The sequence below is a fragment of the Magnetovibrio sp. genome (assembly GCF_036568125.1).
GTDB lineage: Bacteria > Pseudomonadota > Alphaproteobacteria > Rhodospirillales > Magnetovibrionaceae > Magnetovibrio.
This window is the reverse complement of the sequence record NZ_DATCTF010000018.1, coordinates 36,219-51,650: the sequence shown is the minus strand read 5'-3', so window position 1 is coordinate 51,650 and position 15,432 is coordinate 36,219. Positions and strand designations below refer to the sequence as shown.

Here is a 15,432-nt window from a genome sequence, read left to right as displayed (position 1 = left end):
CTCGGTCCGGTATACAAAATTGACGCGGGGTGGAGCAGCCCGGTAGCTCGTCAGGCTCATAACCTGAAGGTCGTTGGTTCAAATCCAACCCCCGCAACCAATAATATCAACGGCTTAGCCTTAACCGGCTAAGCCGTTTTTGTTTGCCGGGAAAGCGTGCGGCAAGCCGTGGGGCTCTGCCGCGTTAATGGGCTGTTGCAAGAACATCGTTCAGCGTAAGCTCGCGCGACATCAAGCGTTCTCGGGAAATGTGCCACTATGAACAGCATCTATCTCTTTCCACCGTCGCCCGTGCCGACCGTCCCCATCAAAGGCGGGGAACAGGTGTTTCCGGTAAACCGTATTTTTTGTGTCGGGCGGAACTATGCCGAACATGCTCGGGAAATGGGCGGGCAGCCCGATAAGGAAGAGCCGTTCTATTTCACCAAAAGCCCATCTGCGATTGTGCCGTCGGGGGCGAGCGTTTCGTATCCTCCCGAAACCGAGAATTATCACTATGAGATAGAATTGGTGGCGGCTATCGGAAAGCCCGTTTTTCAAGCCGCGCCGAACGATGCGCTCGACGCCGTATTCGGCTACGCCTGCGGGCTGGATATGACGCGCCGCGACCTGCAATTTCGGGTTCGCGAAAAGCAGCGGCCGTGGGATGTGGCTAAGGACTTCGAACAATCCGCGGTGATCAGCCCCATCGTGCCTTCGGCGGTCTGCGGACACTTGACCCACGGCAAGATCGAGCTGCGCGTCAACGGGGAAACCCGCCAGAAAGCGGACTTGAGCGACCTGATCAATTCTGTCCAGGAACTGATCGTCGATCTGTCGCGCTATTATCATCTGGTGCCCGGTGATCTGATCTACACCGGCACACCGGCAGGGGTCGGACCGGTTGTGCCCGGCGATCATCTGATCGGCAGCATTGCCGGCTTGGGTGAAATTGAGCTCACCGTCGGCAAGCCCCACACGTAAGAACAGAACCTTTCTTCATCTTCAATCCCTGTTAAAGTCGGATGCAGTTGAGTATTCGTCACCCGGTCATATCGTGAGGAGAGCGTTGAGCATGCGCCAGGTCCTGTTTGCCGTAACGTTGCTGGTCAGTTCCGCGTGTGGGCTGGTGATCGAAATCGTCGCGGGGCGGTTGTTGGCACCGTATGTCGGCATGTCGCTGTATACCTGGACCGCGATCATCGCGGTGGTTTTGGCCGGGTTGTCGGTGGGCCATTGGATCGGCGGCGCGTTGGCCGCACCCCATGTCGACAATCGCTTGGGCGCGTCGCGGGTGGCGTGGGCCTTGGCGTTGTCTTCGCTGTCCAGCCTGGCCACGCTGGTGTTGTTGCGGGAAGTGTCGGGGCTGTTGTTGCAAAGCGGTCTTGGCCAGATCGAGATCATTGTGCTGCTTGCATCGGCGCTGTTTTTTCTGCCCAGCCTGTTCGTCGGTATCGTCTCGCCGATCCTCACCAAGCTTGCCGTGGATGCCAGCGCGCATCATCCGGGCGGCGTCATCGGGCGTATGTTCGCGTTGGGCACGTTGGGTTCCATCGCCGGTACGCTGTTGGCGGGGTACCTGTTCATTTCGTGGATCGGATCGATCGGCACGGTGTTGATGGTGGCCGCAGTTTACGCGACATTGGCGGTGTTGTTCGTGGTGTCGAGCCGCACCGGCGTGATCGTTGTGGTGCCGTTGGTTTTGGGGTTGGGGGCGACCGGTTTGTGGGGCAACAACGTTCAAGCCTTCACCAGCCCATGTACGGCGGAAAGCGACTATTTTTGCATCCGCGTGGATCCATTCCCCGATGCGCCCGGCGCGCGGTTGATGGCCTTGGATCATTTGGTGCATTCGATCAACGACGAACGCGACCCGGGATTGCTCTATAGCCCCTATCTGCATTTCGTCGATGAATACGCACGCGCCACATTGGGCCCGGGGGCACGGAGCGCCTACTTCATCGGCGGCGGCGGGTTTACGTTGCCGCGCGCCTGGGCCGCTGAATTTCAGGGCCGGGCCAAGTTGGTGGTGGCGGAAATCGACCCTGCTGTGACCAGGGCCGCGACGGATCACTTATGGCTCGACCCGCGCGCGCCGGGCCTGGAAATCGCCCATCAGGATGCACGCATGTATCTGCAATCACTGCCGCTGGAACCGACATTCGATGTGGTATTCGGCGACGCTTTTTACGACATTTCCATTCCCGCACATCTGGTCAGTCAGGAATTCACCGAGCAGATCGCCCGGCGTCTTAACCCCAATGGCTTTTATGCCATCAACACGGTCGACAATGGTCACAATCCGCGCTTTTTGCTGAGCCTTGCGCGAACCCTAGGCACGCGGTTCGCCAATGTCGAGGTGTGGGCCGAACGCGGTCAAATGGGACAAGAGGGCCGAGTCACTTTTGTCGTGGTGGCGTCCAACAGCCGCAGCGCGCGCCCGGTGTTGGAATCCAATAAAGGGTTGGAGCGCACGTGGGTGCGTTGGCCGGACGCAGATCTGCGCGCCCGTGCCTTGGTCCCGGACGTGCCCGTGTTGACCGACGATTACGCACCGGTGGATCGCTTGATGAGCGGCCTTCTGACGGCGGCAGAGTTATAATCCGGGCAGATCAAAATGCCGACCGGATATGGGGGCATGACTATCTGAGCGACAAAACCTTGCTATGCCTATTGACCTGGCACTAGGTTGGACTCAGATACTAAAAGGTATGTCCTTTCATCTTTCACAACGAGGGTGCCGTGAACACAGTTCCGTCCAATACGTCTGAAGCCTTTGTGATTGGCCCCGATCCCGAAGACGCGCGTCTCACGGCAGAGGTGCACGGGATCGACCACAACGGCGATGCGGTCACCACCTCGGTCTCGGTCGAGCGGCCCTTGACGCTGTTTCTCAACAGCCAAGAGATCGTCACCATGATGACCATCGGCGACTATCCGGATTATCTGGCGGTCGGTTATCTGCGCAATCAGAACATGTTGCGCGACGACGACGAAATTACCGCCATCGATTACGATGAAGAAATCAACACCATCGTCGTGCGCACCGCCAAGGACACGAACTTCGAAGACAAGCTGAAAAAGAAAACGCTGACCTCGGGCTGCGCTCAAGGGACGGTCTTCGGCGACGTCATGGAACAGTTCGACACGGTCAAGCTCGCCGCGGACGCCAAGGTTCACACCGCGGCGCTGTATCCGTTGCTCAAGGCCATCAACACAGCGCCCAGTTTGTATCTCAAGGCCGGCGCCATTCACGGCTGCGTGCTGTGCGCGCACGACCGGCCGTTGGTTTATATGGAAGATGTGGGGCGCCACAATGCGGTCGACAAAATTGCCGGTTGGATGTTTTTGGAAGGCATGTCGGGGCACGACAAAATCTTTTACACCACCGGGCGGTTGACCTCTGAAATGGTGATCAAAACCGTGCAGATGGGCATCCCCATTTTGGTGTCGCGTTCCGGTTTCACCGCATGGGGCGTGGATTTGGCACGCAAGGCGGGATTGATTTTGATCGGCCGCGCGCGGGGTGCGCGGTTTGTCGCCCTGTCGGGCGAAGATCGCATCGTCTTCGACGCTCAAGAGACCGACAAAGCCGACAGCGCCGCCACGGACAAAGTGCGCAAAGGGGCTACGTCATGACCGATGGATCATCGACAGGGGACGCGGGCGCCGCCATTGCAGACCGCCACCGCGTCGGCATCGTGGTGGAGCGGCGCGACAGCGACAATCCGTGGATCGACGCGACTTGGCGGGTGGCGGACATTCTGCCCGAACCGCCCAGCGACGATACCCGCCGCCCGTTGGATAGCGGGCCTGGGTGGCGGCGCGATTACGTTGGCAGCCTTGAGGTCGAATTGTTCAAGCGCGAAACGGAAGCCTATAAAGTCAACTTGTCTCAAGAGGATCCGGTTCTTTACGTCGTCTTGCGTCCTGGCGAAGACGACGACGATGAAGAGGTGTCGCCGTTTCTCGCCACCTTCAGTCCCTACGAGGCCGGGGATTATACCGAAAGCGGCGAAATGATCGTGGACGCGGTACCCGCGCCCGCGGTTGTGGTCGCATGGGCGGCGGCGTTCGTCGAAGCCTTTCACGTCGATCAGCCCTTTAAAAAGCGCAAGCAGAAACGCAAAGAAGACAGCGCCACGGGGCGGAACGATGGTGCGCGAATGAGGCCCGGTCATGGTTGATAAAATCGAAGAGAAAGGCTTTTTGCAGCGCTGGTCAGCGCGCAAGTTGGAAGCCGATCGCGATGCGAAGATGGCGGTCGTTCCACTGGAAGATGCCCAACCCGCAAGCGTTGTTGCGGACAGCGAAGCGCCTTCCGACGCCGAACCATCCGCACCGCCGCCAGATCTGCCGGACGTGGAAAACCTGGATGCCGAATCTGATTACACGGGATTCCTCGGTGACAATGTTCCCGAGGACTTGGCCAAGATGGCGCTGCGCAAACTGTGGCGATCCGACCCGGTCCTGGCCAATATCGACGGTCTGAACGATTATGATGCGGACTTTTCCAAAGTCGGCATGGTCTCGGAAGTGGTGAAGACCGTTTATCAAGTCGGCAAAGGCTACCTGAGCGCGGACGAAGCAGTTGAAGACTCCGAAGAGAGCGAGGATCAAACGCTCACCGATCAAGGGAGCGGAGATGAAGCGGCCGCAGAGCCAGATGCGGAGTCTGGCGATGTTGCCGTTGACGGTGACCCCGTTGCGACCGTGAATGACGCGCACACACCTATGCCCAAGAAGGCCGAAACGGCGAGCTGATTTCCACAATGTGAAATTCTCGTTATCCGCGTTTTCAGTGTGGATAATGCGCGAACGCGCGTGGATGCCTGAGAATCCTTTTACATGCAAAAATCCTAATATTATTTCGTATTTACAAGACATTATTGAAGGCTGGATGAGCACTGGCCCGGAGTTGACAACGGCTCTAATGAGGATCCTAATGACCTCACAAGCGGGACGTGGGTATAAAGTGTGCCAGCATGCCGGGTCCCGCAGGCAACGTGGTTGTAACGCATTGTGCGCGTCATTTCATCGGTTTGGGAGCTGATTGGAATGGAACGTTAGGCTTACAACATTCATTCATGCGGATCGTGGGACAGCATGGAACTTTCTGAAGATACGTTAACGCCAGAAAAGAACGATGCGTCAAATCTTGCAGAAGAAGATCTTCTGCGGGCCAATGGCTATGGTCTTCTGGCGTCACTGCTGATCGCGCCACCAAGCGGCGAGGTGCTGAATATTGTCAAGGCTATGAACGGTGATGCTTCGCCTTTCGGTCAAGCCATCACCGAACTGGGTGAATTGGCCCGCACCACCACCAAAACCGACATCGAAGATGAATTTACGCGGTTGTTTTACGGTCACGGTGCCGGGGGGGAACTGCATCCGTATGCCAGCTTTTATCTCACCGGGTTCGTCTACGACAAACCATTGTCGGACCTGCGCGAGGATTTGGCCCGTTTAGGCCTGTCGCGTGCCGATGGCATCAGCGAACCCGAAGACCAAATTGGATTTTTGATGAACGCCATGCACGACCTGATCACCGGCGCGCATGGACGGTTCATGGACATCGAAGGGCAAAAAGCCTTTTTCGACCACCATGTGGCGCCTTGGGCGTCGCGCTTTTTCAAAGACTTGGAAGGGGCAGAGAACGCGGTGTTCTACCGTCCCGTAGGCATCATCGGCCAAGTGCTGATGGAAATCGAAAGCAAAGCCTTCACCATGGCCGCCTAGGCGGCGCAGGGACGTGGGAAACATTCGAAGCCGTTTCGAAAGGGAGACGACAATGAGCGAGCAGATCAAAGAAAAAGACAAGGCCGTTCAATCGCGGCGTGGTTTTTTGAAGGGCGCGGGCGTTGCGGGCATCGCGACCGCCATCAGCGTGCTGTCCGACACGGAAGCCGAGGCCAAAGAGGTCGTGGTGGAAAAGGGCTCGTCCGGGTATCGGGAAACCGATCACGTCAAATCCTATTACGAAGTTGCGAAGTTTTAAGGGGAGGGGATAGAGATGCTCATCAAGAAAAAGAACGGTTCCGCCTCAGCCCCGCGACTGAAGCAGGCATTGTCCAAAAGCATGGGCGGCGCTGTCGATCGTCGTGCATTCCTGAAAGGCTCAGGTCTCGCAGCCGGCGGTGTCGCGCTGGCCGGTGCCCTTCCGCTGGGCGCGGTGCAAAAGGCCAAGGCGGCAGAGCCCATGGGCGATGCCAAAGGCGAAACCAAGTCGTCTGTGTGTACGCACTGTTCGGTGGGTTGCGGCATCAAGGCAGAAGTCAAAAACGGCGTGTGGACCCGCCAAGAGCCGGACTTCGACAGTCCCTTCAACCTCGGCGGACATTGCGCCAAGGGTGCGTCGGTGCGTGAACACGCGCACAACGAACGCCGCCTGCGCTATCCGATGAAGTTGGAAGGCGGCAAATGGAAACGCATTTCCTGGGAAACCGCGATCGACGAAATCGGCGACAAGATGCTCGAAGTGCGCCAGCAGTCCGGTCCCGATTCCGTGTACTGGCTGGGCTCGGCGAAATTCTCCAACGAACAAGCCTATCTGTTCCGCAAGTTCTACGCTTTCTGGGGCTCCAACAACGGTGATCACCAAGCGCGTATCTGTCACTCCACCACGGTTGCCGGTGTCGCCAACACCTGGGGCTATGGCGCAATGACCAACTCCTTCAACGACATGCATAATGCCAAGTCGTTGTTCTTGATCGGCTCCAACCCGGCGGAAGCTCACCCCGTCGCGGTTCAGCACATCTTGAAAGCCAAGGAAGAAAACAACGCACCCTTGATCGTGTGCGATCCGCGCTTCACCCGCACCGCCGCCCATGCCGACGAGTTCGTGCGCATGCGTCCGGGTACCGACGTGGCGTTGATCTGGGGCATCTTGTGGCACATCTTCGATAACGGCTGGGAAGACAAGCAGTTCATCGAACAGCGCGTCTGGGGCCTGGATCGGGTGCGCAAGGAAATCGAACAGTGGACGCCCGAAGAGACCGAACGCGTCACCGGCGTTCCCGGTGCGCAGCTCAAGCGCGTCGCTGGGCTGTTGGCGAAAAACCGCCCCGGCACCGTCGTGTGGTGCATGGGTGGCACCCAGCACCACAACGGCAACAACAACACCCGCGCCTACTGCATCTTGCAGCTTGCCCTCGGCAACATGGGCAAGGCCGGCGGCGGCACCAACATCTTCCGCGGTCACGACAACGTGCAAGGCGCGACCGACATGTGCGTGCTGTCGCACTCTCTGCCCGGCTACTACGGCCTTGCGGCGGGTGCGTGGAAGCACTGGTCGCGCGTTTGGGATGTCGACTACGACTGGATGGTCAGCCGCTTTGCGTCCGAAAAACTCATGCAGTCGGCGGGCATTCCGGTGTCGCGTTGGATCGACGGCGTGCTGGAAAACAAAGACAACATCGATCAACCCGACAACCTCCGGGTGATGGTGTTGTGGGGCCATGCGGTGAACTCGCAAACCCGCTTGCCGGACATGAAAAAGGCGATGGAAAAGCTCGACACCATGGTCGTGATCGATCCGGTGCCGACGTTCGCATCGGTCATTCCCGACCGCACCGACGGCGTGTACGTGCTGCCCGCCTGTACGCAGTTTGAAACGTACGGCTCGGTCACCGCGTCCAACCGTTCCTTGCAGTGGCGTGAAAAGGTCGTCGACCCGCTTTACGAATCTTTGCCCGATCACACGATCATGGCCAAGTTCGCCAAAAAGCTCGGCTTCGCCGATCAGTTCTTCAAGAACATCAAGCTCAACGGCGACGAGCCGGTGGTCGAAGACATCACCCGCGAATTCAATAAGGGCATGTGGACCATCGGCTATACGGGTCAATCGCCGGAGCGCCTGAAGAAGCAGTTGCAATACAAGCACACCTTCGACAAGACCTCCTTGAAGGCCGTGGGCGGTCCTTGCGACGGTGAGTATTACGGTCTGCCGTGGCCGTGCTGGGGCGACGATAAGTTGGGTCACCCGGGCACGCCGATCCTCTACGATCCGTCGATGTCGGTGGCCGAAGGCGGCCTGACGTTCCGCGCTCGTTACGGCGTCGAACACGAAGGTGAAAACCTGCTCGCCGAAGGCTCGTACTCGAAAGGTTCCGAGCTCAAGGACGGCTATCCCGAGTTCACCATGGCGATGCTCAAGAAACTGGGCTGGGACAAAGACCTGACCGCCGAAGAACGCGCCAGCATCGAAAAAGTCGCGGGCGATAAGACCAACTGGAAGACCGACCTGTCGGGCGGCATCCAGCGTGTCGCCATCAAGCACGGCTGCGCGCCGTTCGGCAATGCCAAGGCCCGCACGTATGTGTGGACCTTCCCCGATCCGACGCCGCTGCATCGTGAACCGCTGTATACGGCGCGCCGCGATCTGTTGCCCAAGTATGCGACCTACAAGGATACCCGGGCTTATCGTCTTCCGACGCTCTATGAATCGATCCAAAAAAACGATCATTCGAAAAACTTCCCGACCATCCTCACCACCGGACGTTTGGTGGAATATGAAGGCGGCGGTGACGAAGGCCGCTCCAACAAATGGTTGGCCGAACTGCAGCAAGACATGTTCTGCGAAGTGAACCTCAAGGATGCCAACGATGCGGGCATCCGCGACGGTGCCGATATGTGGGTGCACAGTCCCGAAGGCGGCAAAGTTCTGGTCAAGGCCATGGTCACGGATCGGGTTGCGCCAGGCGTCGTGTTCATGCCGTTCCACTTCGGTGGTTGGTGGCAGGGCAAGGATCTGCGCGACAAGTACCCGTCGGGAACCGATCCGTATGTCTTGGGCGAAGCCTCGAACATGTGCGGCACCTATGGATATGACTCGGTGACGCAGATGCAAGAAACCAAGTCGACGCTCTGTCGTATTGAAGCCGCGTAAGGGTAGGGAGAAAAACAATGGCTCGCATGAAATTTCTTCTCGATTCCGAACGCTGCATTGAATGCAATGGCTGCGTTACGGCGTGTAAAAACGAAAACGAAGTGCCATGGGGCGTCAACCGCCGCCGGGTGGTGACCATCAATGACGGTCAGCCCGGTGAACGGTCCGTCTCCGTGGCGTGCATGCACTGTTCGGACGCGCCGTGTATGGCCGTTTGTCCGGTCGATTGCATCTACTCCACCGAAGACGGTGTGGTGTTGCATTCCAAGGACCTGTGCATCGGCTGTGGCTACTGCTTCTTCGCTTGCCCGTTCGGCGCGCCGCAGTTCCCCAAAGACGGGGCCTTCGGTTCGCGTGGCAAAATGGACAAGTGCACCTTCTGCAACGGCGGTCCGGAAGCCGACGGCTCGCAAGAAGAGTTCCACAAGTACGGTGGCAACCGTCTGTCCGAAGGCAAGCTTCCGCTGTGTGCGGAAATGTGCTCGACCAAGGCGTTGTTGGCGGGTGATGGGGATATGGTTTCCAACATCTACCGCGAACGCGTGGTGTCGCGCGGCTTCGGCACGGGTGCGTGGGGGTGGGGAACCGCCTACAACCAAAAGGGCGAATAAATTCGCACGGGTGCGTCCGGGGTTAGTTTGAAACCGGGCGCACCTATTCGGATTGATGCGTTCGCAGTGAACGGTTGCATACGGGATACCTTGTTCATGACGTCACGTGGGTTGATACATCTCTTTCGCACATTTGCTTTCACCACCTTGATGGTCTGGGGATTGGCTTTCGCGCTGAGTGGAGGCGTGAAGACGGCTTTCGCCCAAGCCGACAATCCTCTCGCCGGTTCCGTTCCGGGCGAGGTGAAGGGATCGAACAGCAACAGCGATTTATGGCGCGGCATCAATCACGGCGAGCCGGGCACAGTCTCCATTCCCGATCAAAAAGCGGCCACCTTGATCAACCGCACCGGTGAAGACTGGCGTTTGGTGCGCATGGGCCCGCTGCCCATGTGGGGCGGCGTGTTGATGGGCATTTCTCTGGTGGGCGTGCTGGGCTTCGCGTTGGTCTACGGCAAGTTCAAGCTGCATGGCGAACGCACCGGTCGCGTCATTCCCCGTTTCAGCCAAGCCGAGCGCTGGGTGCACTGGTTCGTCGCCAGCCTGTTCATCATGCTGGGACTCACGGGCATCGTCATCTTGCTGGGGCGTTTTTTGCTCAAGCCGGTGTTCGGCGCGGATGTTTTGGGCGCATTGGCCAATGCGAGCCTTCAAGCCCACAACCTGTTGGGTCCCATTTTCATCGTCGCGATGCTGATCATGTTGGTGATGTATTTCAAGGACAACTTTTATCAAAAGGGTGACTTCACCTGGGCGTTGAAGGGCGGATTTTTTTCCAAGCACCATCCGCCGTCGTGGAAATACAACTTGGGCGAAAAGTCTTGGTATTGGCTGATCGCTTTCGCCGGCACGGCGCTTTCCCTTTCGGGTGTGTTTTTGATTTTCCCGACCCTGCTCGATGACGTTCAAGGCATGCAACTTTCCCACATCGTACACGCAATCTGCGCGGTGGTTCTGATCGCGGCGTCTTTGGGTCACATCTATCTGGGTATTTGGGGCGTCGAAGGCGCGTTGGACAGCATGACGCTCGGCTACGTCGATGAAACCTGGGGGCTGGAACACCATCGTTGGTGGGCCGAGGAAGAAATCAAGAAGGAACGCGTTGTCGAGGGCGCACCCGATGCCGTACTCGCCGCGAAGCATGACCAAGCCACATGATGTCGTCTTCGTTCGCGAGGCGCTTGCATGAAGGAGTTTAAACCGTGAGCTTTCTGGAGTTTGTAGAAGGACCACTTTGGTATTTCGCCGCAACGGTGTTCGTGCTCGGCGCGCTGTGGAAAGTCGTGGGGATTTTGCGGTTGGGGCGCAAGAAGGATCTGTCGATCCCCCGCGCATCCGCCGCGGGTGGGGCGGTGAAGTCGCAATTCCTGCATTTCATCCCGCACGGTGGGTTCACCTTTCGCACTCTTTACCATCTGACGGCGGGTTATATCTTTCATATCGGTTTGTTCGTCTTGCTGCTGTTCGCGGCCCCGCATGTGGCTTTCATGCAAAACAACATCATTGCTATCGAATGGCCGACGATACCGTATTGGGGCTTTGTCGTTGCGGCTCAGTTCGCCTTTGCCGGTTTGATCCTTTTGTGGGTGCGGCGCATTTCCGACCCGGTGATGATCAAGATTTCCGACAAGGACGATCACATCGGATCATGGCTGACCTTCTTGGTGATGTTGACGGGCTGCATGGCGTTGCAAGAAAGCGTTGATGCATTGCGCGCCACGCACATGCTGCTGGTGGACCTGTGGCTCATCTACTTCCCGTTCAGCCGCTTGATGCATGCCTTTACGTTCGCATTCAGCCGTGGATATACCGGAGCGTTCTTTGGACGTAGGGGGATCGTGCCATGACCATCGCCGCCGCTGTCGAGACTTTGGTCTCCAACATCGATGCCTCCGCCGCCAGTTATCTGGACGCCTGCGTGCATTGCGGTCAGTGCGCCGAGGCCTGCCACTTTTTCGAAAATACCGGCGATGTGCGCTACATTCCGACCTACAAGTTGGATCTGTTGCGGCGTGCCTATAAACGCCACAAAGACCCGCTGAGAGGCGTCAAAAAACTGTTCGGCTTGGTGCCTGCGGAATTGACCGAGGATGACCTCAACGAATGGTCCGAGCTTATTTACGACAGTTGCACCTTGTGCGGGCGTTGTTCCATCGTTTGTCCCATGGGCATCGATATCGCCGGACTGGTGCGCAAAACCCGCGAAGGCATGGTCGCCGCCAACATCGTTCCCGATGGCCTGACCGGCGCCGCCGGCCGCGCCTTGGAAACCGGCAGCCCGTTGGGCATCAAACCCGAAACCTTCCAGAAGATCGTCGCCGAGCAAGCCGAGGCCACCGGCATTCCCATCGAATTGGACAAACCCGGCGTCGATTACATGGTGATCTTGTCGGCGATGGAAGTGCTCAATTTCTATGAAGTCATCGGTGCGCTGGCGCGGATCTTCAAAAAGGCCGGTCTAACCTGGACCATGTCGACCAAGGCTTACGAAGCAACCAACGTCGGCATTCAGATGGGCGATAAAGCCATCGCCAAAACGCTGGTGTCGCGGGTCGTTGATGCTGCGGAAGAACTGGGCGTGAAGTATGTCGTCAGCCCAGAATGCGGCCACGCCTATTCGGCCTTGAATTGGGAAGGCCCCAATCTGGTCGGACGGACCTACAAGTTCGAGGTGATCCATATCATCGAGTTGCTGAACCAGCTTTGCGAGCAAGGAAAGATCACCACCAAGGGCAAAGACAGCCGCCGGCTGACGTTTCACGATCCCTGTCAGATCGTGCGCCGGGGCGGCATCGTCGATGAGCCCCGCGCCATCTTGGGCCAGATCGCCGACAACTTCGTTGAGATGACCCCCAGCCGCGAAGCCAATATCTGTTGCGGCGGCGGCGGCGGCGTCAGTTCGAACCCCAACGCGGAAGAATTGCGCCTGCGCGCGTTCGGCAGCAAAAAACGTCAATTGGATGCGGTCAAACCCGATGCCATGGTCACGGCGTGCGGCAACTGCCGCAACGTGTTGGAAGAAGCCATCGATGAATACGACATGGTGATGCCGGTCTTGAGCCTGACCGAACTGTTGGCGGAATATCTCGATGATTGAGTTGATGTTGATATCGAAGCAAAAGGTGGCTGGGATATGAAAATATTTGGCATCGTCGGATGGAGCGGCAGCGGCAAGACCGAGCTGTTGGTCAAGTTGTTGCCGGAACTCAGACGCCGTGGCTTCAGGGTCTCGACCATGAAGCACACTCATCACAATTTCGACATCGACAAACCGGGTAAGGATTCATACCGTCACCGCAAAGCGGGGGCGGAGGAAGTCTTGATCGCGTCCGGTGGGCGCTGGGCGCTGGTTCGTGAACTGCGTGACGAGCCGGAACCGGACATGGACACGCTGATCGAACAGATGACCCCGGTGGATCTGTTGTTGATCGAAGGCTTCAAGCGCAATCGCCACCCCAAGCTGGAAGTCAGCCGTCCGGCCACGGGCAAATCCTTGATCGCGACGGATGACGACACCATCGTGGCGGTGGCCAGCGATGCGCGCATCGGCGGGCTGTCGGTGCCGCTTTTGGACCTCGACGATGTCGGCGCGGTTGCCGACTTCATTATCCGCTACACCGGTGCGGTGCCCGGCGCGGCGCCGTCCGTCGGACGCATGCAAATGGGCGCTGCCGAATAAAGGCAACGCCCATTGAAGCCCCCCAACTTCAATTGAGCTTTTTCGGGTCGTCCGTCGCGGCGGCTTCGCGTTCGCGGAAATAGTCGTCCGTCGTGCGGGTCAGCGGACGGGTACCATGGGCGAACGGGTCGGGCGTGGCTTGGCTCATGGCGACGACGCGGCAGTTTTCACACATCTTGAGCCGATCCAATCCGCCCGGTTCGCTGAACATGGGGTGGTCTTTCAGCTTGTCGATCATGCGTTCGATCGACGCCTTGGTGCCGAACGGCTTGCCGCAACTGACGCATTCGAACGGTTCTTCCGATTTAAGGGTCGCCAAGTTGCGCGCCTGACCGGTGAAATCGATCCCCGGCGACAAGGTGATGACCTTTTCCGGGCAGGTCTTGCGACACAGTCCGCATTGCACACAGGCATTTTCCCGGAACCGTAATTCAGGGCGATCGGGGTTGCTTTTCAACGCACCCGCCGGGCAGGCGCTGGTGCACGACAGGCACAACGTACAGCCTTCCGCGTCGATGGTGATGGCGCCGAAAGGCGCACCGTCGGGCAGCGCGATGCGATCTTGCGGGCTCGGCGCGTTGGCGTGCAGATGCGTGAGCGCCATCGACAACGTCTCGCGCTTACCACCTTCGACCGCGAAGTTGGCGGGCTTGATGGCTTGGGTTTTGGGCAAGGTCCAAAGCCGGTCTTCGATTTGGCTCGGGTCAGCATCGTCCAGCACCGCGATACGCTCGCCCCCATAACCCAGGCCGTCCAAGATGGTGTTTGCGTATCCCGCTTGTTCCCGTACGGCTGCAAATTCGTCCGCCTTGGCGGGGTTGGCCAACAAGATCACGCGGCTGGCGCCGTAAGCGCTGAGGCTCAGCAAAATATCCAGGCCGACGCCTGTCACACTGTTGAGGGTGAACGGTACGACGTGGGCCGGCAAACCCCGGCCATAACGCGCCATCATCGCCACAACCTCTTCGCCATAGCTGGTGTCGGTCACCAACATCACGGGGGGGGCGCCCTTGGCGGCGTGGTAGGTTCCCAGCAACGCGCGCGCGCGCGCCAAGGCGCCTTTGACGGACGGGTATTGATAGGCGTTCGCACCGGTTGGGCAGACCGCAGTGCATTCGCCGCACCCGGCGCACACATAAGGATCGATTTTCACATGATCGCCGTCCGGTGCGATGGCTGACGTCGGGCAAACATCGACGCATCGTGTGCAGGCGACGATGGAATTGCGCGCATGGGCGCACAAGGCGGCGCTGTGACTGACATATTGCGGCTTTTCAAACTCACCGACGAAATTCAGGGCGTCGAACAACGTGCGTTCGACGGCGAGCGGGTTGCCGATGTCGGGACGCAAATAGCCATCGCGCTTTTCGGGTGCGGGAAACAGCACCGATGCACCCCGCAGATCGACAATGATGTCGGCGCTCAAAGCGGTGTTCGAGGAACGGCCGGAAAACCGAACCGCATCGCGCGATGACGGCTCGAGCGACGACAGGGATTCGAACGTTACCGAAAACGCACCCAAATGGCCCGAGGCGGAGGCCACTTTGCCATGAAAAACAGGCACCTCCCCCATGGCGGGCGGTGCGATGTCGCTTGCTGTTTCCAGACAAACCGTCACCGCCAGATGCGGGGCAAGGCGTTTGGCGGCTTGCAAGGCATGTTCGTCGCGCCCCAAGATCAGCGTGCGTCCTTGTGACGTCATGCTCACGCTTGTGGTCGCCGCCACGGGCGCGGTGGTTTCAGCGATCAATGCCGCTATTTTTGCGGTGGCCTTTACACCCTCGTCCGACCAACCGGCCGTTTCGCGGATGTTGACGAAATCGGGGGCGACATCCACGCCGCCGGCGTCTTCCCATGCTTCCATCAGAACGGGTGCTTCTTGGGTGCAGCAAATGACGGCGGGGCCGTTTTGCGCCGCGATCCCGTCGAGCGCCCCGATTTGCGAGCGGCAGAGTTGCTCGTAGACCTTCGGTGGGGTGTCGAGGTCCAGCGCCTTGGCAATGGCTTTCGCGTCGAGCGTTTGGCTGTTGTCGCAAGAACAGAGAAACAGGGACGGTTTCGAGGTCATTGTGGACTACCCATGTTGTTCAGGCCGATTTGTGATGTGGCCAGAATACTACCATCACTTTGACGACAAGATTTGCGGAAAGAATGAGATTTTGTTGCGTTTTCACATTGTGGAGGTGCCAATAGGCATTAGAGGTGCATCTTGCTTGTTATTTGGCGGTGTCGGTCTTACTTATCTATGGCTTATCCATGGGCGCGTGAGGCGCACC

14 protein-coding genes and 1 tRNA gene are annotated in these 15,432 nt (G+C 58.6%); 14 read left to right on the top strand and 1 reads right to left on the bottom strand.

What is annotated here, in order from left to right:
• Positions 1–23 precede the first annotated feature (23 nt).
• The 14 genes from VIN96_RS15205 (at position 24) to mobB (ending at position 13,156) form a co-directional block, all read left to right on the top strand.
• Positions 24–100: transfer RNA gene (locus VIN96_RS15205), tRNA-Met, on the top strand.
• 158 nt (positions 101–258) lie between these two features.
• Complete coding sequence (locus tag VIN96_RS15200; RefSeq protein ID WP_331897317.1) at positions 259–963, top strand: fumarylacetoacetate hydrolase family protein; 705 nt, start codon at positions 259–261, stop codon at positions 961–963.
• Positions 964–1,054: 91 nt separating this feature from the next.
• Positions 1,055–2,581, top strand: coding sequence for a fused MFS/spermidine synthase (locus VIN96_RS15195; protein WP_331897315.1), 1,527 nt, complete (start codon positions 1,055–1,057; stop codon positions 2,579–2,581).
• 140 nt (positions 2,582–2,721) lie between these two features.
• Positions 2,722–3,618 carry a formate dehydrogenase accessory sulfurtransferase FdhD gene (gene fdhD / locus VIN96_RS15190; RefSeq protein WP_331897313.1) on the top strand — a complete coding sequence of 299 codons (897 nt, stop codon included), beginning with the start codon at positions 2,722–2,724 and terminating at the stop codon, positions 3,616–3,618.
• Positions 3,615–4,166 carry a DUF3305 domain-containing protein gene (locus tag VIN96_RS15185; protein WP_331897311.1) on the top strand — a complete coding sequence of 184 codons (552 nt, stop codon included), beginning with the start codon at positions 3,615–3,617 and terminating at the stop codon, positions 4,164–4,166. Before fdhD ends, VIN96_RS15185 begins: the two co-directional genes overlap by 4 nt.
• Positions 4,159–4,743: a DUF3306 domain-containing protein gene (locus VIN96_RS15180; protein ID WP_331897310.1), complete on the top strand. Its 585-nt coding sequence runs from the start codon at positions 4,159–4,161 to the stop codon at positions 4,741–4,743. Before VIN96_RS15185 ends, VIN96_RS15180 begins: the two co-directional genes overlap by 8 nt.
• 342 nt (positions 4,744–5,085) lie before the next feature.
• Positions 5,086–5,718: a molecular chaperone TorD family protein gene (locus VIN96_RS15175; RefSeq protein ID WP_331897308.1), complete on the top strand. Its 633-nt coding sequence runs from the start codon at positions 5,086–5,088 to the stop codon at positions 5,716–5,718.
• Between the two features lie 52 nt (positions 5,719–5,770).
• Positions 5,771–5,977, top strand: coding sequence for a twin-arginine translocation signal domain-containing protein (locus VIN96_RS15170; RefSeq protein ID WP_331897306.1), 207 nt, complete (start codon positions 5,771–5,773; stop codon positions 5,975–5,977).
• Between the two features lie 15 nt (positions 5,978–5,992).
• Positions 5,993–8,866: a formate dehydrogenase subunit alpha gene (locus tag VIN96_RS15165; RefSeq protein ID WP_331897305.1), complete on the top strand. Its 2,874-nt coding sequence runs from the start codon at positions 5,993–5,995 to the stop codon at positions 8,864–8,866.
• A 17-nt stretch (positions 8,867–8,883) separates the two neighbouring features.
• Positions 8,884–9,477, top strand: coding sequence for a formate dehydrogenase FDH3 subunit beta (gene fdh3B, locus VIN96_RS15160; RefSeq protein ID WP_331897304.1), 594 nt, complete (start codon positions 8,884–8,886; stop codon positions 9,475–9,477).
• A gap of 96 nt (positions 9,478–9,573) precedes the next feature.
• Complete coding sequence (locus tag VIN96_RS15155; protein ID WP_331897303.1) at positions 9,574–10,635, top strand: formate dehydrogenase subunit gamma; 1,062 nt, start codon at positions 9,574–9,576, stop codon at positions 10,633–10,635.
• A gap of 44 nt (positions 10,636–10,679) precedes the next feature.
• Entirely contained in the window at positions 10,680–11,324 is a 645-nt protein-coding gene (locus VIN96_RS15150; RefSeq protein ID WP_331897302.1) for a respiratory nitrate reductase subunit gamma, read from the top strand.
• Positions 11,321–12,574 (top strand): (Fe-S)-binding protein, encoded by a 1,254-nt coding sequence (locus tag VIN96_RS15145; RefSeq protein ID WP_331897300.1) that lies wholly within the window; start codon positions 11,321–11,323, stop codon positions 12,572–12,574. The genes VIN96_RS15150 and VIN96_RS15145 overlap by 4 nt, the downstream gene beginning before the upstream one ends.
• A gap of 36 nt (positions 12,575–12,610) precedes the next feature.
• Positions 12,611–13,156 (top strand): molybdopterin-guanine dinucleotide biosynthesis protein B, encoded by a 546-nt coding sequence (mobB, locus tag VIN96_RS15140; RefSeq protein ID WP_331897299.1) that lies wholly within the window; start codon positions 12,611–12,613, stop codon positions 13,154–13,156.
• A gap of 28 nt (positions 13,157–13,184) precedes the next feature.
• Here the strand turns inward: mobB and VIN96_RS15135 are convergent, their stop codons facing one another.
• Positions 13,185–15,224, bottom strand: a complete 2,040-nt coding sequence (locus VIN96_RS15135; RefSeq protein WP_331897298.1) for a 4Fe-4S dicluster domain-containing protein — start codon at positions 15,222–15,224, stop codon at positions 13,185–13,187.
• Positions 15,225–15,432 lie beyond the last annotated feature (208 nt).

Excerpts from the sequence above, each read along its gene's own strand:
- VIN96_RS15200 (WP_331897317.1), top strand. The coding sequence starts at position 259 with ATGAACAGCATCTATCTCTTTCCACCGTCGCCCGTGCCGACCGTCCCC.
- VIN96_RS15195 (WP_331897315.1), top strand. The coding sequence starts at position 1,055 with ATGCGCCAGGTCCTGTTTGCCGTAACGTTGCTGGTCAGTTCCGCGTGT.
- VIN96_RS15185 (WP_331897311.1), top strand. The coding sequence starts at position 3,615 with ATGACCGATGGATCATCGACAGGGGACGCGGGCGCCGCCATTGCAGAC.
- VIN96_RS15180 (WP_331897310.1), top strand. The coding sequence starts at position 4,159 with ATGGTTGATAAAATCGAAGAGAAAGGCTTTTTGCAGCGCTGGTCAGCG.
- VIN96_RS15175 (WP_331897308.1), top strand. The coding sequence starts at position 5,086 with ATGGAACTTTCTGAAGATACGTTAACGCCAGAAAAGAACGATGCGTCA.
- VIN96_RS15170 (WP_331897306.1), top strand. The coding sequence starts at position 5,771 with ATGAGCGAGCAGATCAAAGAAAAAGACAAGGCCGTTCAATCGCGGCGT.
- VIN96_RS15165 (WP_331897305.1), top strand. The coding sequence starts at position 5,993 with ATGCTCATCAAGAAAAAGAACGGTTCCGCCTCAGCCCCGCGACTGAAG.
- fdh3B (WP_331897304.1), top strand. The coding sequence starts at position 8,884 with ATGGCTCGCATGAAATTTCTTCTCGATTCCGAACGCTGCATTGAATGC.
- VIN96_RS15155 (WP_331897303.1), top strand. The coding sequence starts at position 9,574 with ATGACGTCACGTGGGTTGATACATCTCTTTCGCACATTTGCTTTCACC.
- VIN96_RS15145 (WP_331897300.1), top strand. The coding sequence starts at position 11,321 with ATGACCATCGCCGCCGCTGTCGAGACTTTGGTCTCCAACATCGATGCC.
- mobB (WP_331897299.1), top strand. The coding sequence starts at position 12,611 with ATGAAAATATTTGGCATCGTCGGATGGAGCGGCAGCGGCAAGACCGAG.
- VIN96_RS15135 (WP_331897298.1), bottom strand. The coding sequence starts at position 15,224 with ATGACCTCGAAACCGTCCCTGTTTCTCTGTTCTTGCGACAACAGCCAA.